The following is a 26,681-nucleotide window of genomic DNA, read 5'->3' on the forward strand; positions in this document are numbered from 1 at the left end:
TTGATGCTTAAAAGCAACATCAAAAGATCGCAGCGTGCCGCAGCTCCTACAGAGGGATGTGTTACGGCCCGGTCCCCGTGTTCAAAGGCCTGAAAGCGCTGATTTAGAGGGCCTAGTATTAAAGTATTAACACCATTTAATCCGCTCCCATCTGCGCGGCTCTACTAGCGTTGTGAACAATTACGCGGTTTGTGATGACCGTCGCAGTCTTGATGCGCGTGTGGAATAAGCACGACTCACACGCTTCAAGGAAGAATTGGCCACGACAAGGAGTAGCCCGTGGAAGTAAAGTCCGGTGTCGCCCTCGTTTCGCGTTTTTCCCCTCTTTCCCTTGCTGTGCACTTGAGCGTCGCCGGACTGTTGTTCGGCGCGGTGAGCACGCCGGCGCTGGCCACCTGTTCCACCGCAGGTTCTACGGTGACCTGTACCGGCGTGCCGAGCCTTCCGCTGTTTCTTAACAACTTCAACAGCGCTACCAACGGCCTCACGGTCAACGTCAACAGTGGCGCGCAGATGAACGCGACCCTCGGTGGCCACGTGATGGACCTGACCGGGGTGAACATCACCCTCAACAACTCCGGCACGCTTGACCCGGCATTACTGGGTCTGGTTTCGGTACTGAGCGGCGGTGCATTCATTGGGACCGGCGCGACGAGTACGGTCAGCGTGCTCAACAACGCCAGCGGCATCATTCGCGGCACCGGCATGTTGCTCGGGCTCAACCTGACCAGCATCGACGGCCTGGGCATTGCTGTTAACAACGCGGCGGCCGGTACCACCAGCATCACCAACAACGGCACCATCACCTCCACGGGATTATCAATTGGGGGCATCACCCTGGCCGATACCCCGGTGGTGGGGGTCTACGGTGGCTCGCAAGTCAACATGACCAACAGCAGCACCGGCGTCATCAACGGCCGGATCGCGTTCGAAACATCGGCGGCGGGCAATACGTTTACCAACGCCGGCGCGATTACCGGCGGCGTGTCGATGGGCGCAAGCAGCACCAACACGTTCACGGCGATTACCGGTTCTTCGGTTCAGGTCGGTGACGGTATTCAGGTTTCGGTGGGGCTCGGTGGCCTGATCGGCATCAACCTGACCTTCGCCCCGACCGGCACCGTCGATGGCGGCGCAGGCGGCACCAACAGTCTGATCCTGCAGAACCCGATCGGCGTCGGCGGCGGCACCACCGGGGTCGGCACGGCGTCGAGCGCCACCTACGTCAACTTCAATAACCTGACCATCAACAGCGGCACCTGGACCTTGCAGGGACCATTGGTCAGTGGCGCGACTACGCTCAATGGCGGCGTCGCCCAGTTCAACAACAACGCCACGTTTGGCAGCGGGGTGATCACCTCCAACGGCGGGATTTTGCAGGCGAGCAACGCCGGGTTGAACGTCAGCAATCTGATCTCGTTGGGTGCTGGCGGTGTCACGGTGCAAGGCACCAATGCAACAACCCTGAGCGGGGTGATTTCCGGCAGCGGTGGCCTGACCAAGGTCGGTGCCGGCCAGTTGAACCTCAGCGCGGCCAATACCTATCTGGGCAACACCGCGCTCAACGGTGGCACGGTACAGGTCAGCAACAATCAGGCCTTTAGTACCGGCACCCTCAATGTGACCGGCGCAACTACCGTGAGCGCCCCCGGCACGATCAGCCTGAACAACGCCATCAACCTCGGCGGCACATTGACGGCTGGCGGCACGGGAGCGCTGACCCTTGGCGGCCTGATCAGCGGCGCAAGCGGGCTGACCAAAACCGGCACCGGCAGCCTGACCCTCAGCGGCGCCAACAGCGGTTACACCGGCATCACTACCCTGAGTGCCGGCAGTTTGCTGGTGACCAACAACAATTCGCTGGGCAGCGGAGCGCTCACCACTGCTGCCGGCACCAATCTCGACAGCACCGCCAACGTCAGCCTAGCCAACAACATCGCAATGACCGGCGCGCTCAACGTGCTGGGAAGCAATGCCCTGACTCTCGGCGGTATCCTCTCTGGTACCGGCGCCATCACCAAAAGCGGCACCGCCAGCCTGACCCTGACCGGCAACAACACCAACGCAGGCACCACCTTGCTCAACGCTGGCAGCCTGTTCGTCGGCAGCAACACTGCGCTCGGCACGGGCGCACTGAATGCGGCGGCCGGCACCACGCTGGATGCGACCGCTGCCGTGACCCTGGCCAACGCCGTCGCGCTGGCGGCGGATCTGACCATCGGCGGCACGCAGGCGTTGGGTCTGAGCGGCGTCATCAGTGGTGCCGGCAACCTGATCAAGAACGGTACCGCCGACCTGACCCTCAGCGGCAACAATACGTTCTCCGGCGGCACTGCGCTCAACGCCGGTACGCTGATTGTCGGCTCCAACACTGCGCTGGGTACGGGTGCCTTGACGACCGCGGCGGGCACCAAGCTTGATGCCAGCAGCGCGGTTGCATTGACCAACGCCGTTTCCCTGGGTGGCGATCTGGAAGTCCGTGGCAGCGCTGACCTGACCCTCGGCGGCGTTATCAGTGGCAGTGGCGGGCTGACCAAACGCGGCTTCACTAACCTGATTCTCAACGGCGCCAACACCTATCTCGGCGATACCACGCTGGCCGCCGGCACCCTCACCGTGGGCAATGCTACTGCGTTGGGCAGCGGTGCGCTGAACGTCATCGATGTTTCAGCACTGGACAGCAACACCGCCGTCAACCTGAGCAATAACGTCAACCTCAACAGCAGTGCCCTGACCATCGGCGGCAGCAGCGGCCTGACCCTCTCCGGTGTGATCAACGGCGCCGGTCAGTTGCTCAAGAATGGCGCGGCCAACCTGACCCTGAGCGGCGCCAACACGTTCACTGGCGGCACCACGTTGAACGCCGGCAGTCTGACTGTCGGCAATGGCGCAGCACTCGGCACTGGCGCACTGACCGTGGCCGGGGCGGGCACCCTCAACAGCAGCTCGGCGCTGACCCTGAACAACGCGATTACCCTCAACGCCAACCTCACCGCCGGCGGCGCCAACGCGCTCACCCTCGACGGCGTGATCAGTGGCGCCAACGGTTTGATCAAGACGGGCGCGTCGAGCCTGACCCTCAACGGCGCCAACACCTACACCGGTACCACGGCGCTGAACGCCGGTTCGCTGATCGTCGGTTCCAGCACCGCATTGGGCACGGGCAGCGTAAACGCGGCGAATGGCACAACACTGGATGCCAACGCTGCGGCGACCCTGGCCAACAACCTCAACCTCGGCGGCACGCTGACCCTGGGCGGCACCAATGCGCTGACCCTCGACGGCGTGGTCGCCGGTATCGGTGGGCTGGTCAAGAACGGCGCCGCCGACCTGACCCTCAACGGCGCCAACACCTATTTTGGCAACACCGCCCTGAACACCGGCAAACTGATCGTCGGCAGCAACACCGCGCTGGGCTCTGGCACATTGAACGCGGCGGCAGGCACCACGCTGGACGCCAACACCGCCGTCAGCCTGAACAACGCGGTGGCATTGGCCGGTGCCTTGAACGTCGGCGGCACGGCGAATCTGACCCTGACCGGTTTGGTCAGCGGCGCTGGCAGTCTGGTGAAAGACGGCGCCGCCAATCTGATTCTCAACGCTGCCAACAACTTCATCGGCGGCACCACCCTGAACGCCGGTACGCTGACCGTCGGCAACAGCTCGGCACTGGGTTCCGGCGCACTGACGGTTGCGGGCGCGGCGACATTGGACAGCAATTCGCCGCTGGTCAGTCTCAACAACGCTGTCGCCCTCAATGCTGCACTGACCGTCGGCGGTACGCAGAACCTGACCCTCGGCGGCATCGCTAGCGGCACCGGCCAATTGATCAAGAACGGCGCGGCCAACCTGACGCTCAACGGCAACAACACCTTCAGCGGCGGCACCGCGCTCAATGCCGGCACCCTGACGCTGGGCAATGCCAACGGTTTGGGCAGCGGTGGGTTGATCGTCGGTGGCGCAGCGACGCTGGATAACAGCGCTTCCTTCGGGATCGGCAATGCGATCACGTTGAACGCCGGGTTGACCGTCGCGGGTAACAATGACTTGAGCCTCAACGGCATTATCGACGGTGCCGGCAGCCTGACCAAAAACGGTCTGTCAGACCTGACCCTGGCCGGCAACAACACCTTTACCGGCGCGCTGAACATTGTGTCCGGCAGCGTCACGACGTTGAACACCAATGCGCTGGGCAATACCTCCGGCGTCAACATCAGCGCCGGCGCCGGGCTGAATCTGGGCAGCGACGCCAACCTCGGCGCGCTGACCGGTAGCGGCAGTGTGCAGCTCACCGGCAGCAACACGCTGACCGTCGGCAGTGGCAACGTCACCAGCACGTTCGACGGCGACCTCAGCGGCAGCGGCGGCCTGGTCAAAGTCGGCACCGGCACGTTGAACCTCACCGGGATCAACGGCATCACCGGCGATACCGCGATCAACAGCGGCATCGTGAACCTCAGCGGTTCGCTGGCCAGCGCGCTGATTAACGTCAATACCGGCGGTACCCTGACCGGTACCGGTTCGGCGCTCGGTGCGGTGAACGTCAACAGCGGCGGCCATCTGGCGTTGTCGTCGGGCAATCAACTGTCCGCCGGTGCGCTGACCCTCGCGGCCGGCAGCAATGTTGATGTGGCACTGGGGACACCGTCGACCGCGTCGTTGATGAATGTCGGCGGCAACCTCACCCTCGAAGGCAATCTCAACGTCACCGACGCCGGCGGTTTCGGCGTTGGCGTGTATCGCCTGTTCAACTACACCGGTGCCCTGACCGATCTGGGGCTCGATGTCGCAGGTGTGCCGGTCGGCTACGGCCTCGGCGACTTGATCGTGCAAACCGGTGTGGCCAATCAGATCAACATTCAAGTGTCGGCACCGAACGTGAACATCCGTTATTGGGATGGCAGCCAGACCATTGCCAACGGCGTCGTCGATGGCGGCAGCGGTACCTGGAATGCGGTCGGCACCAACTGGACCGATGCCAACGGTCTGGTCAATCAACCGTGGGCCGGCGACTTCGCGGTATTCCAGGGCACGGCGGGTACGGTGACGGTCAACGGCACGCAAGCGTTCACCGGCATGCAGTTCCTCACCGATGGCTACAACGTAGTGAATGGCACGGCGGGGCAACTGACCGCCGTCAACGGCACCGGCGGCACCGCAGCGTTGCGTGTTGATCCGGGCGTGACCGCGACCATCGGCGCCAATATCGATGGCAGCGGCATCCTCAACAAACTCGATACCGGCACCCTGGTGCTCAACGGTGCCAACACCTACAGCGGCGGCACGCAACTCGACGGCGGCAAGATCATCGTTGGCAGCAACACCGCGCTGGGCAGCGGCACGCTGACCGCCAACGCCGGTACGCAACTGGACAGCAACGCAGCAGTGACACTCGGCAACGCAGCGACCCTTAATGGCAACCTCACCGTGGTCGGCAGCAATGCGCTGACCCTCAACGGTGTGATCGGCGGCACTGGCGGCCTGATCAAAACCGGCGCAGCCAACCTGACCCTCGGCGGCAACAATGCCTTCCTCGGCCCAGTCGCGTTGAACGCCGGCGGACTGATTCTGGCGTCGAACTCGGCACTGGGTTCAGGCACGCTGAACGCGGCGGGCGGCACCACGCTGGATGCGAGCACGGCGGTGGCGGTGAATAACGCGGTCAACCTAGCGGGTAACCTCGGCGTTGGCGGCACGGCGGATCTGACGCTTGCCGGTACGATCAACGGCGCTGGCAGCCTGACTAAAAACGGCGCGGCCAACCTGACCCTGAGCGGCAATAACAACTTTCTCGGCGGCATCAACCTGAGCGCCGGCACCCTGACCGCGGGCAGTAACTCGGCGCTAGGGCTGGGCAACCTCACCGTGGCCGGCGCCTCAGCGCTGGACAGCAACAGTGCGCTGAGCCTGGGCAACAACATCGTGCTCAACGCCAACCTGAGCAACACCGGCAGTAATAACCTGACCCTCGCGGGTGTGGTCAGCGGCGCTGGCGGACTGATCAAGGACGGCGCGTCGAATCTGACCCTCAACGGCGTCAATACCTTCACCGGCGGCACTACGCTGAACGCCGGTACGCTGACCATCGGCACTGGCTCCTCGCTGGGTTCCGGCGCGCTGACCGTTGCAGGTGCATCGACCCTCGACAACGCCGCACCGCTGGTGCTGGCCAACAACATCAACGTCAATGCCAATTTGAGCTTCACTGGTAACAGCGGCCTGACGCTGGGCGGTGTGATCGCCGGCGCTGGCACGTTGACCAAGAACGGTCTGGCGGTATTGACGCTCAGTGGCAACAACACCTTCAACGGTCTGATCGATGTACTGGCCGGCAGCCTGAACACTGTCGGCAGCACCGCGCTGGGTGATAACGCTGCCGTCAATCTTGCCGTCGGTACCACGCTCAACATCGGCGATTCGACCAGCATCGGCAGCCTGACCGGTGACGGTACGGTTGGCATCGGTGACTTTGACACCCTGAGCATCGGAGGCAACAACCAGAGCAGCACATTCGCTGGCGTCCTCATGGACGGCATCGATCCGGGGGGGTTGACCAAGCTGGGCAGCGGTACATTGACCCTGACCGGCAACAACACCCTCACGGGCGACACCAACGTCAACGCCGGCACCTTGCAGGTCAACGGTTCGCTGGCCAGCGCCAATGTGCTGGTCAACAACGGTGGCACACTCGGCGGCAGCGGCACGTTGACCAGTGCGGTAACCGTGGCCGATGGCGGACATCTGGCGGGCGTCACCGGCAGCACCTTGTCGGTGGATTCCCTGGTGTTCAACGGCAATTCCAACTTCGATGTTGGTCTCGGCACCCCGGTGTCTGGTGGCGGTAACGCGCTGGTCAACGTCGGCGGCAACCTGACCCTCGACGGTACCCTCAACGTCAGCGACATCGGCGGCTTCGGCAGCGGTGTATATCGCCTGATCAACTACACCGGCGGCCTGACCGACAACGGCATGCTCATCGGCACCGTGCCGGGCAGCGTCATCCCGGGCGATCTGACTCTGCAAACCGCGGTGGCCAACCAGCTCAACCTGCTGGTCACCGCGCCCGCCGCCACCGTGCAGTTCTGGGACGGTAACCAACTGATCGCCAACGGCGCGGTAGAAGGCGGCAGCGGTACATGGGGCACCGGCACCACCAACTGGACCGACGTCAACGGCACTACCAATCAGGGCTGGACCAGCAACTTCGCCGTGTTCCAGGGCGCGGCGGGCACGGTTACGGTCAACGGCGCGCAAACCATCACTGGCATGCAGTTCGTCACCGATGGCTACAGCCTGCAAAACGGCACAGCGGGATCGCTCAATCTGGTCAACGGTTCGCTCGGCAACGCCTCGGTGCGCGTCGATCCGAACGCCACGGCAACCGTCGGTGTAGCGCTCAACGGCGCAGGCACCCTCGGCAAATACGACACCGGCACACTGGTGCTCAACGCTGCCAACGGCTACACCGGCGGCACCGCGCTCAATGGTGGCACGATCGTGGTCGGTAATAACGCGGCGCTCGGCACTGGCGTGTTGACTGCAGCGGATGGCACTGCGCTGGGCAGCAACGCCGCTGTCAGCCTCGGCAATGATGTGGTGCTCAATGGAGGATTGAACGTCGCCGGCTCCAACGCCTTGACCTTGGGTGGAGTCGTCACCGGCAGCGGCAGTCTGATCAAGACTGGCGCATCGAGCCTGACCCTCAACGGCAGCAATACCTACGGCGGTGGCACTCAGCTCGCCGGCGGGTCGCTGATCCTCGGCAACAACAGCGCGATCAGTAGCGGTGCGCTCAACGTTACTGGCAACGGCACTCTGGACAGCACCTCGGCGCTGCAACTGGCCAACGCCATCAACCTTGGCGCCGAGCTGACGCTGGCCGGCAATCAGAACACCACGCTGATCGGCGCGGTAACGGGCACCGGCAGTCTGGTGAAAAACGGTACGGGCGAACTCGTGCTCAGCGGCGCCAACACCTACAGCGGTGGCACCACGCTGAACGGCGGCAGCACCCTTGGCGACACCAGCAGCCTGCAAGGTGCAATCGTCAACAACGCGGCGCTGACTTTCGAGCAAAACGCCGACGGCAGCTACACCGGCAACCTCACCGGTACCGGCACGCTGAACAAAACCGGCAGCGGCGAATTGCTGCTGACCGGCAACAACAGCTTCACTGGCAACACCTCAGTCCAGGCCGGCACCTTGACCGTCAACGGTGTGCTCAACAGCGCCAACGTTAACGTCGCCAGCGGCGCGCAGATTGGCGGTGGCGGTCAGTTGGGCGGTTCGCTGCAACTGGCCGACGGCGCGACGCTGGCCGGTGGCGGCACGGCGACGCCGCTGTCGGTCGGTGCGTTGGCGCTGTCTTCGGGGACTGATCTGGACTTCAGCCTCGGCTCTGCCGCCAGCTCGACCACGGTGGTCAATGTTGCCGGCAACCTGACCCTCGACGGCACGCTGAATATCAACAACGCCGGCGGTTTCGGCACCGGGGTCTATCAGCTGTTCAGCTACGGCGGCAGCCTGACCGACAACGGTCTGGTCTACGGCAGCCTGCCGGTATCGGCGGCCAACCTGACGCTGCAAACCGCCATTGCCAATCAGATCAATTTGCTGGTGCAAGGCTCGCCGGGTGAAGTGCAGTTCTGGAACGGCGGCACCACCAATCCTGATGGCAGCATCGGTGGCGGCAGTGGTGTGTGGGGGCCGGGTACCAACTGGACTGATCCGAGCGGTACTCAGGCACTCGGTGCCAACGGCCAATTCGCCGTGTTCGGCGGGCAGGCTGGCACTGTCACGGTGCAGGGCAATCAGAACTTCACCGGCCTGCAATTCCTCTCGGGCGGTTACAGCCTGGTGCCTGACGCTGGCGGCACACTGACTCCGGTCAATGGTGCGGACGGCAGCCTCGCACCGGTGCGGGTGAATGCCGGGGCGAGCACGGAAATCTCCGTGCCGCTGGTGGGCACGGGCGGTATTGAGAAGCTTGATTCCGGCACCTTGGTATTGAGCGGCGCTAACACTTACAGCGGGGGCACCACAGTCAGCGGCGGTACGCTGGTCGGTAATAGCACCAGTCTGCAAGGCAACATTCTCAACAACGCTTCGTTGGTGTTCCAGCAGAATACCGACGGTCGGTTCAATGGTGTGCTCAGTGGCCTCGGCGACATGGCCAAACGCGGCACCGGCACCTTGCTATTGACCGGTGACAACCCGTTCAGCGGCACCGTAGCGGTCGATCAAGGCGTGCTGCAAGTCGGCAGCCGCGCTGCGCGGGCCTCGTTCGGCGGGCAAGTCACTGTCGCCAACGGCGCCGCGCTCAGCGGTAATGGCAGCGTCGGTTCGCTGGTCAACAATGGTCTGGTGCAATCCGGAGCCGAGGCGGGCACTTTGAGTGTTGCCGGCAACCTGACCAATGCTGCCAACGGCGTGCTCGCCCTGACAGTCAGCTCGCCGACCGCGACGCCTTTGGCTGTCGGCGGCACTGCGACGCTGGGTGGCGGGTTACAAGTCAACGCTCTGGCGCCGTTCACCGGCAACACCACGTATTCGCTGATCACGGCGGGCGGCGGGGTGATCGGTACCTTCAGCGCTGCGGATCTACCGCAATACGCGTTCCTCGATTCGGCCCTGGTGTACGACGCCAACGCGGTCAACCTGGTGGTGAGCCGCAACGACAACTCGTTCGCCGACGTCGCCGCCACGGGTAACCAGCGCAACACCGCTTCGGCGTTGTCGCGCAACGGTGCGGCCGGCGCTGCGTTGCAGAACGAAATCGTCAACCTCAGTGCGGCGGGGGCGCGTAATGCCTTCGACAGTCTGTCCGGGGAGATTCATGCCAGCACCGCCAGTGCGATCCTCGAGGATTCGCGTTACGTGCGCGAAGCCGTCAACGACCGCATGCGCCAGCCTTCGTGCAGTGCGCCGGATGATCCACGCCGAGCCCTGGCGCCAAGTGACAACCAACTGAGCAGCAACGGTTGCCATGGCGAAATGGTCGGCTGGGCTCGCGCACTTGGCGCGTGGGGTGAGTCGGATGGCGACAGCAACAGCGCCAGCCTCGACCGCAACCTCAGCGGCTTCATGCTCGGCACCGATAAGCAACTCGATGACCAGTGGCGCGTGGGCATGGCCGCCGGTTACACCCGCAGCGACCTTGATGCGCATGATCGTCGCTCGGATGCCACGGTTGAGAGCTACCACCTGGCTGCATATCTCAACTCGCAGTTCGATGCTTTGGCAGTGCGCCTCGGCGCGGCTTACAGCTGGCACGACATCGAGACCAAACGCGACGTCAGCGTCGGTACCTACAACGACCGTCTGGAGGCCAATTACGACGCCCGCAGCGCTCAGGTGTTCGGTGAAGTCGGTTACACAATGGAAGCCGCCGGCATTGCTCTGGAGCCGTTCGCCGGTCTGGCCTACGTCAACTACGACACCGACAAGGCCAAGGAAAAGGGCGGCGTGGGGCGCCTGAAGGCTGATGCCGATCAGGACATCACCTTCTCGACCCTCGGCCTGCGCGCCGGCAAAGTCATCACCCTGGCCAACGGCGGGCAATTCACCCCGCGCGCTGCCATCGGCTGGCGACATGCGTTCGGCGACACCAAACCCGACGCGGATCTGAGCTTCATCGACGGCGGCGCCTCGTTCAGCACCCAAGGCGTACCGATTGCCAAGGACAGCGCGATTGTCGAAGCGGGGGTGGACTTCCAGATCAGCCCGACCGGCAAACTGGGTATCGGCTACTCGGGGCAACTGTCGAACGACAACAACGACCATGCGATGACCGTCAGCTTCAGCCTTGGCTTCTGATTTAGGGTCGAAGCACTTTTAACCGCCCGAAAGGGCGGTTTTTTTGCAGGGTCAAAAGATCGCAGCCTGCGGCAACTCCTACAGGGAAACGCGAATGCATGTGTAGGAGCTGCCGCAGGCTGCGATCTTTTGATCTGCTCCATGTGTCATTAAGCATTGTTGGGCCCACAGTTCACCTGCTGTGGATACAGGATTTGTGGCAGACAGAGTTCAATTGTGGGAGCCAGCCTGCTGGCGATTGGGGCCCTGTCATTCATCACAAAAATCAGCCACCCCGCGCTCTGCTAGAATGCGCCCCATTCCCTGCCAGAGACCCTTTGCCATGAGCGAGCCGATTCGCCTCACCCAATACAGCCACGGCGCCGGTTGCGGCTGCAAGATTTCCCCGCAGGTGCTGGAGGTGATTCTGGCCGGCAGCGGCGCGCAGAACCTTGACCCGAAACTGTGGGTCGGCAATGCCTCGCGCGATGATGCGGCGGTCTATGAAATTGATGCCGAGCGCGGTGTGGTGTCGACCACGGACTTCTTCATGCCGATCGTTGATGATCCGTTCGACTTCGGCCGTATTGCCGCGACCAACGCTATCAGCGATATCTATGCGATGGGCGGTGATCCGTTGATGGCGATTGCGATTCTCGGCTGGCCGGTGAATGTGCTGGCGCCGGAAGTGGCGCGGGAAGTGATTCGGGGCGGCCGAGCGGTGTGCGACGCCGCCGGCATTGCGTTGGCGGGCGGGCATTCGATTGATGCGCCAGAGCCGATTTTCGGTCTCGCTGTGACCGGTCTGGTGGAAAAACGCCACATGAAGCGCAACGACACCGCCACCGCCGGTTGCCTGCTGTATCTGACCAAACCGCTGGGCATCGGCATCCTCACCACGGCCGAAAAGAAAGGCAAGTTGCGTCCGGCCGACGTCGGCGTCGCTCGCGACTGGATGTGCACGCTGAACAAGCCCGGCAGCCGTTTCGGCAAACTCGCTGGCGTGACGGCGATGACCGACGTTACCGGTTTCGGTCTGCTCGGGCATCTGGTGGAAATGGCCGACGGCAGCCAGCTCACGGCGCGCATCGCCTACGACCGTGTGCCGCGTCTGGACAGCGTCGAGTATTACCTCGAACAGGGCTGTGTTCCCGGCGGCACGTTGCGCAACTTCGACAGTTATTCGAGCAAGGTTGGCCGTGTGCAGGAACTGCACAAGCGTGTGCTCTGCGACCCGCAAACCAGCGGCGGTCTGTTGATCGCGGTAACGCCTGAAGGCAATGACGAGTTCCTCGCCGTCGCCGCCGAATTGGGCCTGAATCTGGCGCCAATTGGTGAACTGGTCGAGCGACAGACGAACGCAGTCGAGGTGATTTGATGCTCCGCGACTGCACCGATTACCGCGATATTTTCCTCAACGATCGGCCGCTGATGGACGCCCGCGCGCCGGTCGAGTTTCACAAAGGTGCGTTCCCTGGCGTGATCAATCTGCCGCTGATGAATGACATCGAGCGGCAGAAAATCGGCACCTGCTACAAGCAGCACGGCCAGCAGGCCGCCATTGAGTTGGGTCATCAAATGGTGTCCGGTGCGGTGAAGGCCGAGCGTATTCAGGCCTGGGCGGACTTCGCCCGGGCCCATCCCGACGGTTACCTCTATTGCTTCCGTGGCGGGCTGCGTTCGCAGATCACCCAACAATGGCTGCGTGACGAAGCCGGCATTGACTATCCGCGCGTCGGCGGCGGTTACAAGGCGATGCGCAGCTTCCTTATCGACACCACTGAACAAGCCATCGCGCAGTGTGATTTCGTACTGCTGGGCGGGATGACCGGCACCGGCAAGACCGAAGTGCTGGTGCAATTGCGCAACGGGCTGGATCTGGAAGGACACGCCAATCACCGCGGTTCCAGTTTCGGTAAACGCGCCACCGGGCAGCCGTCGAACATCGATTTCGAGAACCGTTTGGCCATCGACATTCTCAAGAAGCGTAATGCCGGTATCGAACAGTTTGTGCTGGAGGACGAGAGTCGGGTGGTCGGCAGTTGCGCCTTGCCGCTGGCGATGTATCAGGGCATGCAGCAGTACCCGATGGTCTGGCTGGAAGACAGTTTTGAAGATCGCGTGGAGCGGATTCTGCGTGATTACGTGGTCGATCTGTCTGCCGAGTTTGCATCGGTGCATGGCGAGGAAGGTTTTGCGCTGTTCGCAGAGCGGCTGCTGGAGAGCCTGAACAACGTGCAGAAACGTCTGGGTGGCGAGCGCCATCGGCGGCTGTTCGATTTGATGGAAGCGGCGCTGGCAGAGCAGGCCCGCAGTGGCGCGGTGGATTTGCATCGCGGCTGGATCGAGGGGTTGCTGCGTGAATATTACGACCCGATGTATGTGTTTCAGCGCGAGAAGAAGGGCGGGCGTATCGAGTTTGCCGGGGAGCAGGGCGCGGTTATCGAATATCTGCGCGAGCGGGTGAATCAGAAAGATTGATGGCGTGTTTGCCGGCCTGATCGCTGGCAAGCCAGCTCCCGTAGAAGACTCAAGTCAGGCAAGTGTCCTAGCCATCATCCAGCCTTCCACAGCATTCATCGTGCATTTAAAACCTGTGGGAGTCCGGCTTGCCAGCGATGAGGCCATCACTGACAGTAGAAGACTCAAGTCAGGCAAGTGTTCCCAGCCATAATCCAGCCTTCCACGGCATTCATCGTGCATTCAAACCCTGTGGGAGCTGGCTTGCCAGCGATGAGGGCCGAATAGGCACCCGAAAACTCAAGTCGGGCAGGTGGCCTTGCCGTTATCCAGCCCTTGCTTGTAGCTGTGGCTCTGCAAACTGGCCTTGCCGTTGTGCCACGTCAGGGTCAGCACGTACAGCGAATCGAAGTCGCTGCCCGCCCAGTCCTCGGTGATGGACTGTTTTTCGCCGACGGCATTACCGGCCACCTTGTTGATCAGTTCCGGCAGATAACCGTGGGACCACGCGGTGTAGATGGTGGAGTTGTGATACTTGTCATCCAGCAGTTCGCGGGCCAGATCGCTGGTGTCATTGGCCGAAAACTCGATATTCACCGGCAGGCCCAGCTTGATGGCGGCGGGGCTGATGGTCATCAGCGGGCGAATGTAGCTGTAGGAGTTGTCGAGCTCGCCTTCCTCGACATTGCGCGTCGGGTTGGCGGCGAACACGTAGTCGGCCTTGCCGAATTTCTCCGGCAGCAGCGTCGACAGGTCGATGGCGCGGTTCAAACCCTGGCAATTGAGCTGGCCGAGACCACCCTCGGGCTTCTCCGCATGGCGCAGGAACACCAGGGTCTGGGTGCCGTCCGCCGGTTGCGCACGACTCTCGCTGGATTCCAGCGACAGGAACAACGCGCTGACCGCCAACAGGGAGGGCAGGGCCACATAGGCGCGATGTTTGAAGCGTTTGGCGAAACTCATCAGATTCGTCATGAAATAAAAATTCTTCAGCGTGTTCGGTTAAGGCTGACAAACCTTTACACCGCAGGCTCCCAGCACCGGGTGTTTTCCATGTCATGAAGCGTTTCCTCTGCAACAAGGGCATAGCTCTGAGTGCCCGAGGCCCTTTTGGTTCGATCACAAGCGTGCGCGGCACTCTAATGGCAAGCACCCAGGGCATGCGGCAGAGATTAATCACTGAATGTTACGGTTCTGTAGGAGCTGCCGAAGGCTGCGATCTTTTGATCCTGTTGAAACGCTCAAGATCAAAAGATCGCAGCCTTCGGCAGCGCCTACATTATGATCGGGCTTTAATTTGTGACTGGATGCTTCCCATGACCGATCTGTCCGCGTTCCCGATCACCCATAAATGGCCGGCGCAGTACCCTGACTGGATTCAGCTCTATTCCTTGCCGACACCCAACGGCGTCAAGGTTTCGATCATGCTCGAAGAGATCGGTCTGCCGTACGAGCCGCATCGCGTGGGTTTCGATACCAATGATCAGTTGTCCCCGGAGTTCCTCTCGCTGAACCCGAACAACAAGATCCCGGCAATTCTTGATCCCCACGGCCCCGAAGATCAGCCGCTGCCGTTGTTCGAGTCCGGCGCGATTCTGATTTACCTTGCCGACAAAAGCGGCCAGTTGCTCGCGCAGGAGGGCACCTTGCGCTACGAAACCCTGCAGTGGTTGATGTTCCAGATGGGCGGTATCGGCCCGATGTTCGGTCAGCTTGGTTTTTTCAACAAATTCGCTGGCAAGGATTACGAGGACAAGCGTCCGCGTGATCGTTACGTCGATGAAAGCAAACGCCTGCTCAAGGTGCTCGACGGTCGGCTGGAAGGTCGCGACTGGATCATGGGCGAGCGTTACACCATTGCCGATATCGCGACATTTCCGTGGGTGCGCAATTTGATCGGGTTTTATGAGGCAGGGGACTTGGTGGGCATCAGCAACTTCCCGAATGTCACCCGGGTGCTGGAGCGCTTTCTGGCACGGCCTGCAGTAATCCGTGGTTTAACGATCCCTTCCTGACCAATGCAAATCCCCTGTAGGAGCTGCCGAAGGCTGCGATCTTTTGATCTTGTTTTTTAGAATCAAAGTCAAAAGATCGCAGCCTTCGGCAGCTCCTACAGGGGATATATTTGATTTTTCAAGGATTATTACGCACTCGGTAATGCTGTCTTGATTGATCCAGGTTTGTACGCCAGCCCCCGCAAGGCATAAGCTTCGCCCCCTACGACTTTCGTCTCATCTTCCGTTTTCAGGAAAGCCCCATGTCCAGTCAGTTCCCCGAAGCACGTCCCCGCCGTCTGCGCCGCAATGCGAGCCTGCGCAGTCTGTTCCAGGAAACCGAGTTCAGCCTGAATGATCTGGTGCTGCCGATTTTCGTCGAGGAAGAGATCGATGATTTCGTGCCGATCAAAAGCATGCCCGGTGTGATGCGTATTCCCGAGCGCAAACTGGCCAGCGAAATCGAGCGCTATGCCCGCGCTGGCATCAAGTCGGTAATGACCTTCGGTGTGTCCCATCATCTGGACAGCAACGGCAGCGACACCTGGCGCGAAGAGGGCCTGGTCTCGCGCATGTCGCGCATCGCCAAGGACGCTGTGCCGGAAATGATCGTGATGTCCGACACCTGTTTCTGCGAATACACCGATCACGGCCACTGCGGCGTGATGCACAACCATGAAGTCGACAACGATCAGACCCTGATCAACCTCGGCAAACAGGCCGTTGCTGCTGCCCGTGCGGGTGCGGATGTGATTGCTCCGTCGGCGGCGATGGACGGTCAGGTGCGGGCGATTCGCCAGGCGCTGGATGCGGCCGGGTTCACGCAGATTCCGATCATGGCGTATTCGACCAAATTCGCCTCGGCGCTGTACGGCCCGTTCCGCGAGGCCGGTGGCAGCGCGTTGAAGGGCGACCGCAAAAGCTATCAGATGAACCCGATGAACCGCCGCGAAGCCCTGCGCGAATCGTTGCTCGACGAGCAGGAAGGCGCGGATGCGCTGATGGTCAAACCAGCCGGTGCGTACCTGGACATCATCCGCGACATCCGTGAAGCTTCGAACCTGCCGCTGGCGGCGTATCAGGTCAGCGGCGAGTACGCGATGATCAAGTTCGGCGCGCAGGCCGGAGCGATTGATGAGGATCGCGTGGTGCGTGAGAGCCTGGGCGCGATCAAGCGTGCGGGCGCGGATCTGATCTTCACGTATTTCGCGATGGATCTGGCGCTGGCCGGGATCTAATCCACACCGCAAATCAACTGTAGGAGTGAGGCTGCTCGCGATGGCGGTGGATCAGTCAATATTGATGTCGACTGATCCACCGCCATCGCGAGCAGGCTCACTCCTACAGGGTTTCGTGGTGGGTCAAGGGCAGGCGAAAAATGGCCGGATCCCTTGGTCGCGGAAGTAGCGTTCGATCACTTTCGGATCGGCGCTGCTATCGGCAATCGCCACATAGGTGTCCGGGCGCAGCAGGTAAAAGCCGTTGCGCGCCAATCCTGCCGTTTCAAACGCCGGTCGCCAGTCGAACACGTGCAGCGGCAAGTGATGCTCAAGGCACCAGACGAGCATTTCGTCGCTGGTGTCGCCATACACATGCACCTGCCAACATGGCTGGCGCAGCGGTTCGTAATTATCTCCCTCACCGTCATGCGCCCACGGCAAGCGATCGCCGCCGTGGACATGGCCGGCCGTGCCTTGACTCAGCGGCATGCCACGATAGTTGAGGGTGACTTGGGAAACGGTGCGAAAGAGGAATTCGCGACTCGCCTCGAACGACGCCATTTTCGGAATCAGAAACGGTGCCAGCCGCGTGCGCAACAGATCGGCCATGCGTCCCTCGGCCGTGACGAAGCTGAACACTTTGTCAGTGGTTGAGACCAGCCGCCGGGCGAAGGCGATGCGTTCGGTTTCATAGCTGTCGAGCAGTTTGGCCTCGGCACCGCCGTTGAGGACTGCAGCGAGTTTCCACGCCAGATTGATCGCATCGCCGATGCCGGTGTTCATGCCCTGACCGCCCGCCGGGCTGTGCACATGGGCCGCGTCGCCGAGCAGAAACGCCCGCCCGCCGCGAAAATGTTCAGCCACGCGGTGGTGCACGCGGTAGGTGGAAAACCAGTGGACGTCCTCGATGTGCACTTTCAGGTGTTCGATGGCGCGGCTGCTGACATCAGAAAACTCCAGAGTTTCGGCGCGCTCCGCACGTTCGTCGCGCACCGTGCCGATCAATCGCGCGCGGCCTTCGCCGGCCAGTGGAAACACCGCGAGAAAGTCCGCTTCGTCCAGATCAAGATGCAACTCACCATTCATCGCCGGGCCGCTGGCCTGGACATCCGCCACATAGAAAATCTGCTGATAAGTGCCACCGGGGAACCCGGCGTCGAGGTTTTTGCGCACCACCGACCGCGCCCCGTCTGCACCTGCCAGATAGCAGGCCTGGCAGGCTTCCTGCTCGCCATCGGGCAGACGTAAATGGACCGTTACGCCATCGCCAGTCTCATCGAAATGCTCCAGTGTGATGTTGCGCTCGACGCTGACGCCATAGTCTTCGAGACGCTCGATCAACAGCTGTTCATGTTGGTCCTGCGGGAATATTTCGACGAACGAGTAGGGCGTCAGACCTTCGCCGATACGGTTCAGCGGCAACTGCGCAACCGGTTTGCCATTGACCCAGAAGTTTGCCGCCGCGACCTGATGACCGTTGCGCACGATGGTCTCGGCCAGATCCAGTTGCCGATACAGCTCCAGCGTTCGCGCCTGCACCGCCAGCGCCCGGGAAGTGGTGCCAGGGGCGGCGGTCTTGTCGATGATGCGCACCTGCACGCCCAGTTTGCTCAGCCACAGGGCCAGCACCAGCCCGGTGGGGCCGGCGCCGATGATCAGGACGTCGCTGCGGTTCATGGGTGTGTGCTCCTTTTGCTGTGGAGCAAGTATGGATCAGAAGGAGAGGGTGGCCAGTTTGTCGGCCAGACGGAAAAAGGCCCCGCAGCGTTGAAGTTGCGGGGCCTTTTCAGGCCTTAGAAATCAATCGTACCCGACAACTTCGCCACCCGCGGCTCACCCTGAGTCAGGTAACCACCCTGCGCCGATTCCCAATACTTCTTGTTGGCCAGGTTCTCTACACCCAGGCGCACCGTCACGTCTTTCTCCGACACCTTGAAGGCATAACGTGCGCCGGCGTCAAAGCGGTTCCAGGTCGGCAGGCTGAGGTTATTGGCCGCGTCGGCGTATTGGCCGCCGGTGCGCAACATCCGCGCGTTCAGCGCTACGCCTTGCAGGCCGGGTACGTCCCAATCGGCGCCGGCGTTGAACTGGAAGGTCGGCACACCGATAGCACGGTTGCCGTCATTGGCGCCGTTGAGGGTGTTCTTCAGTTCGGTGTCCATCAGGGTCAGGCCGCTGATCAGGCGCAGGCCTTGGATCGGCTCACCGAACACGTTCATTTCCACGCCTTTGTTGACCTGCTCGCCTTCACGCACGTAGGTGCATGTGGTGGCGCTGTCAATTTCACAGTAACCGTCGCTCGGCTGCTCGATGCGATAAACCCCGAGGCTCGCGCCGTAGGTGCCCATGTCGATCTTCACTCCGGCCTCGGTCTGCTTGGAGCGCGCCGGTGCATAGACTTCGTTGCCGTTGGTCACGCGGAATCCGCCGGCGCTGGTCGGCGAAGTCGGGCCTTGAGCCAGGCCTTCGATGTGGTTGGCGTAGAACGACACGTGGTCCCACGGTTTGAACACGATGCCATAGACCGGCGTGGTGATCGATTCGTCGTAGCTCGACGAACGCGGGCCGCTGCCGTAACTGGCGTATCCGTAACCTTGCACTACGAGTTGCTGACGACGCAGGCCGGCAGTCACCAGCAGGCGATCATCGAAGAAACCGAGGGTGTCGGAAATTGCCAGGCTGCGGTTGAAGGTTTTGCCGACGATACCCGGATCGTTCAGGTCGCCGCCGGAGAAGTTGCCGACCGGCGCTGGCGTCTGCACCGGGTGGTAGATGTTGTTGGCGTATTGGGTCAGGTCAAAATCGTAGGCGCTGCGCTGTTCGGCCCAGATGCCGGTCAGGCCGAAGTTGAGCTTGTGGCTGACCGGGCCGGTGTTGAATTTGCCGTTAAGGCCAGCCATGACGCTGGTGTTGTCTTCATCGTGAGGAACGAAAGAGCCGGTGGTGAACGATGCGCCAGTGTTGCCCACCAGCGTCGTCGAGTTGTAGCGCCCGACTTCACGGGTGTGCTTGGCGCCGCCGGCAGCGTAGGCGGTCCAGTTGTCGTTGAGATCGTACTCGGCGCGGAGCATGCCGAAGGTGTCTTCGATGTCGGTGTAGCCCCACTTCGGCGCGTAGTTGGTGTCGGCCGATGGTGCGTCCGGGATGTGCGTGGCGGTGCCGAGGTTGACCGAACTGCGGCCACCGTTGACGCGCTCCTTCTGATAGGCGAAATCGCCGGAAACCCGCAGCGCATCGCCGCGATAGTCGAGGCCGATGGCGAACAGTTTCGAGCGCTGGTTTTCGTGATCGATGCCAGTGTCGCCCTCACGCTGGGACAGGTTGATGCGCGCGCCGAAGCGGTTGTCTTCACCGAAGCGTTGGCCAATGTCGAAGTGATGACCGATGCGACCTTCGCTGTTGATGTCCGTGGTGTAGCGGCGCAGCGGCACATCGCCGGCGCGTTTTGGCTGCAGGTTGACGCCGCCGCCGATGCCGGAGCCGGTCGGGGTCACGCCGTTGATAAAGGCGTTCGGGCCCTTGAACACTTCCACGCGCTCCAGGGCGTCGGTGGAAATGATCTGCCGCGGCAACACGCCATACAGGCCGTTATAGGAAATGTCGTCGCCGTTCAGCGGCAGGCCACGGATCATGAACACCTGCGACTGGTTGGAAAACCCCGAAGCCTGGCGCACTGACGAATCGTTGAGCAGCACGTCGGCGACGTTTTCGGCCTGCTGATCCTGAATCAGTTGTTCGGTGTAGGACGCGGCGCTGAACGGCACGTCCATCATGTCCTGATTGCCCAACACGCCGAGCTGGCCACCGCGTGCGACCTGACCACCGGAATAGACCGGGGGCAGGGCGTTTGGCGCTGGCGCTTAAGCGTTGATATTGACGTTGTCCAGCACTAGCTCTTTGCCGTCTTCTTCAGCAGCGTGGGCGGTAACGGTCAGGGAGCAGAGCAGGGCAAGAAGCGTCGGACGAAAAGGAACGCGGAGTCGGGCAGGAGCGGACATGTTTCATACCTGGAGGCGCACGGCCAGTCAGAAAAGTGAGGCGGCGCGTGAACTCCTTGCGCAAATGCGACTCCAGGCGCGAATGATAGTTTTTCTCAGTAGCGTTTTGCAATCAGTTTGTCATCATCGCTGCATCACCCCGCACCGCCCCTGTAGGAGCTGCCGAAGGCTGCGATCTTTTGATCTTGTTTCTAAAAACCCAAATCAAAAGATCGTCCGAACGCGGCCCGAGCCTTCGGCAGCTCCTACAGGGGAATGTGTTCAGTCAGGGAACAGGCCCGGATCATCGCAGTCCTAGCCTGCGCCATACCATTGAACGTATGGTGAACCCGCCTCAACGGACTGGATGGAGCAACATGCACACCCCTCGATTACTGATCACCCTCGCGGCAATGCTGGTGCTGGCCGGTTGCGCCAGCCAGCGCAATGGCGAGCCCGCCCCGCGTCCTCCGGCCGAAGTGAAGGCTGAGATCGTGCGCCTGATGCCGGCGAAAATCGCTGACCGCCAAGGCTGGGCCACTGATATTTACGTAGCATTTGCCACACAGGACATCAGCCCGACCACGCAAAACCTGTGTTCGGTGCTGGCCGTTGCCGAGCAGGAATCAACCTTTCAAGCCGATCCGACAGTGCCGGGCCTGGGCAAGATCGCCCGCGACGAAATCGACCGTCGTGCCGGCAAAGTCCACATCCCCAGCCTGCTGGTCAGCGGTGCTTTGCAGGTACGCTCCTCCAATGGCAAAACCTACAGCGAACGCTTGAAGGCGGCGCGCAGTGAAAAGGAATTGAGTGCCATTTTTGATGAGTTCATCGGCATGGTGCCGATGGGCCGCACGCTGTTCGGTGGCTTCAACCCGGTGCACACCGGCGGGCCGATGCAGGTCAGCATCGAATTTGCCGAGCAGCACGCCAAGGACTATCCGTACCCGGTGGACGGCACGATCCGCCGCGAAGTGTTCAGCCGCCGCGGCGGCATGTATTTCGGCATCGCGCATTTGCTCGGCTACCCGGTGAGCTACCGCGAGCCGCTCTATCGCTTCGCTGACTTCAATGCTGGTTGGTACGCCAGTCGCAATGCGGCGTTCCAGAATGCCGTCAGCCGCGCATCGGGTATCCCGCTGGCGCTGGATGGTGACCTGATCCGCTATGACTCGATCATGCCCGGCGGCACTGAACTGGCGGTGCGCACCCTCGGCAAGTCATTGGGCATGCGCAATCCGACCATTCGCGATCAATTGGAGAAGGGCAAAACCCTGGAGTTCGAAGAGACCAAGCTGTACCGAGAGGTTTTTGCATTGGCCGAAAAGGCCGAGGGCAAATCACTGCCACGCGCGGTGCTACCGGGGATCGTCCTGCAGAGCCCGAAAATCACCCGCAAACTGACTACCGCATGGTTCGCCAAGCGCGTGGATGAGCGCTACAAACGCTGCATGGCCAAGGCCGGATAACGTTCCCAGACATAAAAGAACCAGACATAAAAAACCCGGCTGCGGGAGCCGGGTTTCTCTGGGTTGTTGCGATTAACGCCATTCATTCAAGCGTTGCGAAGTTCGTTCAGACGATCCGCACCACCTTCGGCGATGGTGTTGCCTTGCAGGCGATCCGAACCATCAGCGGCGATGGTGTTGCCTTGCAGACGATCCGAGCCATCAGCGGCAACGGTGTTGCCTTGCAGGCGATCCGAGCCATCAGCGGCAACGGTGTTGCCTTGCAGGCGATCCGAACCATCAGCGGCGATGGTGTTGCCTTGCAGACGATCCGAGCCATCAGCGGCGATGGTGTTGCCTTGCAGACGATCCGAACCATCAGCGGCGACGGTGTTGCCTTGCAGGCGATCCGAGCCATCAGCGGCGATGGTGTTGCCTTGCAGACGATCCGAACCATCAGCGGCGACGGTGTTGCCTTGCAGGCGATCCGAGCCATCAGCGGCGACGGTGTTGCCTTGCAGACGATCCGAGCCATCAGCTGCGATGGTGTTGCCTTGCAAGCGATCCGAGCCATCAGCGGCGACGGTGTTGCCTTGCAGGCGATCCGAGCCATCAGCGGCAACGGCGTTCTGGTACAGACGATCCGAGCCATCGGCCGCGATCATCGTGTGAATCGGGGTAGCGGCAAAAGCGTTAACTGCGAAAACCGAGAAAGCGATGCTGAGAAGAGTTTGGCGTTTCATGATGGTGTGCTCCAGGGGTGTTATTGGTTGGTATGGAGCAGATGTTACGCCGGAGATTTTTTATGAGAACTTCATTGCCGTGATTGTGAACATCGACGGCAATGATGATTGGGGAACTGGCCCCCTGTAGGAGCATTCGAGTGAAACGAGGCTGCGATCTTTTGATCTTGTTTTTAAGGGGAAGATCAAAAGATCGCAGCCTGCCGAAGCTCCTGCAAAGGCAGTTTCAGAGGACTTTGACTGCCCGGCCAATCGCCTGAATCGGCCCGGTCGGCTTGCCGATTGGCGAGCCGTTAGTACCCTCCAGCGTCAACTCGAATAGCTGATTCGCTTCCAGCGGCGGCAATTTATCCAGCGGCACCGACAGCGCCTGCCCCGGTTTGACCAACCCCAGCGATACCGGGCCCTGCCAGCCGTCAGCCTTGGTCCAGAACTCCAACGCCTTATCCGCCGGCACTTCCATCACACCCAGTGGAATCAGCTGAATCTCCCGCGAATTGCTCGCCTGGATCACCCAGCCCGGAGCCTTGTCCTGTGGCGCGACCAGCACCACCAGATAACTCGGTTTCGCAGTGGTCTGGGTCAGCAGCATTGAGCCCAACACCAATGTGGCGGCCAAGCCGGCAGCGCTCAGGCCGCGCCACAGCGGCAGCAGGTTCCACCATGAGGTCGCGGGTGTTTGTTGCGGGAGTCGATCAATGCTGCGATTGATCCGCGGCCACAGCAGCGCTGACGGTTGTTGCGGCGAGGCGAAATCCGTCAGCTCCAGCAACCGCCGCTCCCAGGCATCCACCGCCGCACGCAGATCAGGCTCATGCGGCAGACGTTTCTGCACCTCGATCCGCTGTTCGGCAGAGAGTGTGCCGAGCACGTATTCGCCCGCCAGTTCATCGCGTTCCTGCGCCGATTCAGTGGTCATCCCATGCACTCCCGCAAGGCGTTGAGGCTGCGTTTGATCCAGGCCTTGACCGTGCCGAGCGGCGTGTCGAGGCGCGTGGAAATCTGCGCGTGGGTATAGCCGTCGACGTAAGCGTGGAGAATGCAGCGCCGGCGCTGTGGGTCGAGTTGTTCCAGGCAGCGATGGATGCGCGCCGAGTGGTCCTGGGCGTTGAAGGTCTCGTCGAGCACTTCGTGGTCTTCGTCGAACGGCATTTCCCGCCGATGATCACGCAGTTGATTCAACGCCAGATGCCGCGTCACGCTGTACATCCAGCCGCGCGCCGAACCCCGTGAAACGTCAAACCCCGCCGCACCGTTCCAGATCTTGATAAATGCGTCATGGACAATGTCCTCCGCCAGCGCCGTGTCGCGCACCAGCCGTTTGGCCACACCGAGCAGGCGCGGGCCTTCCTGCACGTAAAGATCGCGCAGGGCCGAACGCTCGCCGCGGGCACAGGCAGCGAGGCGGGCTTCATAATCGAATTCGGGTTCGGGCAAGGTCATGCTGTGCAATCTAGCTGACATTCCTCAAACATCCAGAGTGCATAAATCCTTTGTAGGAGTGAGCCCTGTGGCGAGGGGATTTATCCCCGATCGGCTGCATGACAGTCGTAAAACCGTTGGATGCGATGAATCTGACACTGCGCATTTTCCGGTTTTGGGGAAGCTTCGCTCCCCGTCGGGGATAAAGCCCCTCACCACAGTTCGTTCCCACAGGGAATTTATGTAGGCAGGAAAATCAGTTCGCAGCCCAGAAAATGTAATCCGCCTGATATTTCACCACTTCCTGTTTGCCCTTGTTCGCGGTCGTGCAGACTGTGCCCGGTGCCACGCCGCCCTTTAGCGCAACGCGCTGGATGTAGCTGACACCGCTCATTGCGCCTTCACCTTCAGCAGGGTTGGCCTTGACCAGTTGATAGGGCAGGTTGCCCGGAGTCGACGGCGCCACGGCCAATTGCGTACCGGTGACTTTCGAACCGTCCTTGGCCTGCCAGGTGGCGGGCGGGCCGAAATAGGTGCCGACCTGCTTGCCGCTGCGATCATTGAGCACCGCTTTCGGGCCGACGAAGGTCCACTCGGTCTGTCCGGCAGCATTGGGCTTGTCGCGGCATTCGTAAGTGATCTCGCCCACCCCGGTGGTTTCCATCGCGATCTTGTGGCCTTCCGGAACTTTGATGGCGTCCGGATAGTTGCTCTGGGCGAAGGTCGTCGTGGTGACGGCGAGCAAACCGGTGAAGCAGATCAGCTGTGTGGTGTTCATCAGTGTCTTTCTCCGAAAAGGGTAAACCGCTGACAGCCGAGGAGGGCTGTTACAGGGACTACCCGTGGCGGAGGGGTTTGGATGCAGTGCATGGAAAATATTTTTCAATCACCGCCAGCGCTGTCTTTCGACGTTTGAATTCGCAAGTGGCGAGTGCATGGGAAAAACGTGCCAAATCGCATACAGCAGCTATAAATAGTGCTACATCAAATGCCTGTCGGGGATTGAGGAGGGGATATGTATCAGCTCTACGGACATCGCAACTCAGGCGCAGCCGCCATCGAAGCGGCGCTGGAGTTGTGCCAGATCGCTTATCGCTTCATTGATATCGAAGCCAGCACCGAAGCCGCCGAGGACCTGGCGAAGCTCAATCCCCTGAAGCAGATCCCGACCCTGCAATTGCCCGATGGCAGCGTGCTCACCGAGAGCGCGGCGATTCTGATTCATCTGGGCCTGACATTTCCCAAATCGGGTTTGCTGCCGGCCAAGGCGGACGAGCGCGATCAGGCGATTCGCGGTCTGGTCTACATCGTCAGCAATTGCTACGCGGCCATCGGCGTCGTCGACTACCCCGAGCGCTGGCTGGTGATGCCCGACGAAGCGTCGCGGCAGAACCTGATCGCCGGCGCTCGCGAGCGATTGCACTGGAGTTGGGAAGTGTTTGCCGACCAGTTTTCCGCCGAGCTGTACCTGGACGACGAAACACCGGGTGCGCTGGACGTGCTGGCCGCGGTGGTGACGCGCTGGGCAGGCAGCCGCGAGCATCTGCGTCAGACCCGGCCGGGGTTTTATGCGTGGTTGCAGCGGATCGACCGGCATCCGGTGCTGGCGCCGGTGTTTGCCCGGCATTGGCCAGTGTGAACACACCGTAAATCCACTTGTGAATGTGATCTCTGTGGCGAGGGGATTTATCCCCGTTGGGCTGCGTAGCAGTCCTGAGACCATCCCGCGCGGTGTGTCTGACTAGCCGCGATTGCAGGTTTTGGGGCGGCTTCGCCACCCAACGGGGATAAATCCCCTCGCCACATGATCCTCATGACCCATCACCCATCACCGCAGGATTCATCTCTACAGGGGATTGTGGTGTTTTCGGGGTGATCACTCCCCGCGGATGTACTGCTCCAGTTGCTTGATCAGCTCGGCCTGTTCGGCAATCGCCTCTTTCACCAGGTCACCAATCGACAGCAAGCCAATCAACTTGCCGTTCTCCACCACCGGCAGGTGGCGCAGGCGCTTGTCCGACATGATGCCCAAGCACGTGTCGACGGTCTGGTGGGTATCAACGGTAATCACGTTCGCCACCATGATGTCGCGAACCGGCGTGCCCACGGAGGAGCGGCCATGCAGCACCAGTTTGCGCGCGTAATCGCGTTCGCTGATGATGCCGACCACGGTGTCGTCTTCCACCACCAGCAAGGCGCCGACGTTTTTTTCGGCCATCTTCATCAGCGCTTCAAGCACCATGTGATCAGGCTTGATCTGGTGCACTTCCTGGTTTTTCTGATCTTTGAGCTTGAGCAGTTGGGCGACGGTCTTCATGGCGGTTACTCAGGTGTTGTCGTTGTAATGCAAGCATCGTAGACGCTGGCGCGCAGGGCAAGGTGGCAAAGCGGCAGATAGCACGCAAAAAACGTCATTTGGCCGTTTTTTTCCACGCATGGCCGCTTCTTTGCCTGTGCACGTCTTGATACAGAAGGGCGCGATGGCGTTTCTGCGTCTTGGATAGACTCGGGCATCTGAATTTCATGGATGAAAATTTCGATGCCCAGCTTGAATTTGAGCAACAAAAATATCGTGCCATCGCTGCCGGATTCTCTGGCTGGCAATGCCACGTTCAGCTTCATT

15 protein-coding genes and 1 pseudogene are annotated in these 26,681 nt (G+C 61.3%); 7 read left to right on the top strand and 9 right to left on the bottom strand.

Features of this window, described 5'->3' with window-relative positions:
- The first annotated feature begins 279 nt into the window (after positions 1-279).
- From ICA16_RS00805 to mnmH, 3 genes are all read left to right on the top strand, one after another.
- Entirely contained in the window at positions 280-10,815 is a 10,536-nt protein-coding gene (locus ICA16_RS00805; protein ID WP_210699688.1) for an autotransporter-associated beta strand repeat-containing protein, read from the top strand.
- A 322-nt stretch (positions 10,816-11,137) separates the two neighbouring features.
- Positions 11,138-12,172 carry a selenide, water dikinase SelD gene (selD, locus tag ICA16_RS00810; protein WP_150605309.1) on the top strand — a complete coding sequence of 345 codons (1,035 nt, stop codon included), beginning with the start codon at positions 11,138-11,140 and terminating at the stop codon, positions 12,170-12,172.
- Positions 12,172-13,275 (top strand): tRNA 2-selenouridine(34) synthase MnmH, encoded by a 1,104-nt coding sequence (mnmH, locus tag ICA16_RS00815; RefSeq protein WP_210553132.1) that lies wholly within the window; start codon positions 12,172-12,174, stop codon positions 13,273-13,275. The genes selD and mnmH overlap by 1 nt, the downstream gene beginning before the upstream one ends.
- A 279-nt stretch (positions 13,276-13,554) precedes the next feature.
- Here the strand turns inward: mnmH and ICA16_RS00820 are convergent, their stop codons facing one another.
- Positions 13,555-14,229 carry a histidine phosphatase family protein gene (locus ICA16_RS00820; RefSeq protein ID WP_150605307.1) on the bottom strand — a complete coding sequence of 225 codons (675 nt, stop codon included), beginning with the start codon at positions 14,227-14,229 and terminating at the stop codon, positions 13,555-13,557.
- 341 nt (positions 14,230-14,570) lie between these two features.
- Between ICA16_RS00820 and ICA16_RS00825 the strand changes: the two genes are divergently transcribed.
- Together ICA16_RS00825 and hemB are read left to right on the top strand one after the other, a co-directional pair.
- Complete coding sequence (locus ICA16_RS00825; protein ID WP_210553131.1) at positions 14,571-15,269, top strand: glutathione binding-like protein; 699 nt, start codon at positions 14,571-14,573, stop codon at positions 15,267-15,269.
- A 242-nt stretch (positions 15,270-15,511) separates the two neighbouring features.
- Positions 15,512-16,486: a porphobilinogen synthase gene (hemB, locus tag ICA16_RS00830; RefSeq protein ID WP_047300672.1), complete on the top strand. Its 975-nt coding sequence runs from the start codon at positions 15,512-15,514 to the stop codon at positions 16,484-16,486.
- A gap of 123 nt (positions 16,487-16,609) precedes the next feature.
- Here the strand turns inward: hemB and ICA16_RS00835 are convergent, their stop codons facing one another.
- Positions 16,610-18,145: an FAD-dependent oxidoreductase gene (locus ICA16_RS00835; RefSeq protein WP_210699689.1), complete on the bottom strand. Its 1,536-nt coding sequence runs from the start codon at positions 18,143-18,145 to the stop codon at positions 16,610-16,612.
- A gap of 116 nt (positions 18,146-18,261) precedes the next feature.
- A pseudogene (locus tag ICA16_RS00840) lies at positions 18,262-20,466 on the bottom strand (TonB-dependent receptor).
- Between the two features lie 356 nt (positions 20,467-20,822).
- Here ICA16_RS00840 and ICA16_RS00845 point away from each other — a divergent pair.
- Entirely contained in the window at positions 20,823-21,914 is a 1,092-nt protein-coding gene (locus ICA16_RS00845; protein ID WP_150605517.1) for a DUF1615 domain-containing protein, read from the top strand.
- A gap of 86 nt (positions 21,915-22,000) precedes the next feature.
- Here the strand turns inward: ICA16_RS00845 and ICA16_RS00850 are convergent, their stop codons facing one another.
- The 4 genes from ICA16_RS00850 to ICA16_RS00865 all read right to left on the bottom strand — a co-directional run bounded on the left by ICA16_RS00850 (position 22,001) and on the right by ICA16_RS00865 (position 24,836).
- Complete coding sequence (locus ICA16_RS00850) at positions 22,001-22,636, bottom strand: phage infection protein (RefSeq protein ID WP_210699690.1); 636 nt, start codon at positions 22,634-22,636, stop codon at positions 22,001-22,003.
- A 226-nt stretch (positions 22,637-22,862) separates the two neighbouring features.
- On the bottom strand, positions 22,863-23,555 hold the full coding sequence (locus ICA16_RS00855) for an anti-sigma factor (RefSeq protein WP_210553127.1): 693 nt from the start codon (positions 23,553-23,555) through the stop codon (positions 22,863-22,865).
- Entirely contained in the window at positions 23,552-24,079 is a 528-nt protein-coding gene (locus tag ICA16_RS00860; RefSeq protein WP_210699691.1) for a sigma-70 family RNA polymerase sigma factor, read from the bottom strand. The genes ICA16_RS00855 and ICA16_RS00860 overlap by 4 nt, the downstream gene beginning before the upstream one ends.
- Before the next feature lie 235 nt (positions 24,080-24,314).
- Positions 24,315-24,836, bottom strand: a complete 522-nt coding sequence (locus ICA16_RS00865) for a DUF3455 domain-containing protein (protein ID WP_210699692.1) — start codon at positions 24,834-24,836, stop codon at positions 24,315-24,317.
- A gap of 237 nt (positions 24,837-25,073) precedes the next feature.
- Here ICA16_RS00865 and ICA16_RS00870 point away from each other — a divergent pair, with 237 nt between their 5' ends.
- On the top strand, positions 25,074-25,697 hold the full coding sequence (locus ICA16_RS00870; protein ID WP_150618295.1) for a glutathione S-transferase: 624 nt from the start codon (positions 25,074-25,076) through the stop codon (positions 25,695-25,697).
- Between the two features lie 237 nt (positions 25,698-25,934).
- On the opposite strand, the gene ICA16_RS00875 is transcribed toward ICA16_RS00870, so the two are convergent.
- Entirely contained in the window at positions 25,935-26,375 is a 441-nt protein-coding gene (locus ICA16_RS00875) for a CBS domain-containing protein (protein WP_150605403.1), read from the bottom strand.
- 5 nt (positions 26,376-26,380) lie between these two features.
- Complete coding sequence (locus tag ICA16_RS00880; protein WP_210699693.1) at positions 26,381-26,680, bottom strand: hypothetical protein; 300 nt, start codon at positions 26,678-26,680, stop codon at positions 26,381-26,383.
- Between the last annotated feature and the right edge of the window lies 1 nt (position 26,681).

Source organism: Pseudomonas anatoliensis (assembly GCF_017976235.1).
Classification (GTDB): Bacteria; Pseudomonadota; Gammaproteobacteria; order Pseudomonadales; family Pseudomonadaceae; genus Aquipseudomonas; species Aquipseudomonas anatoliensis.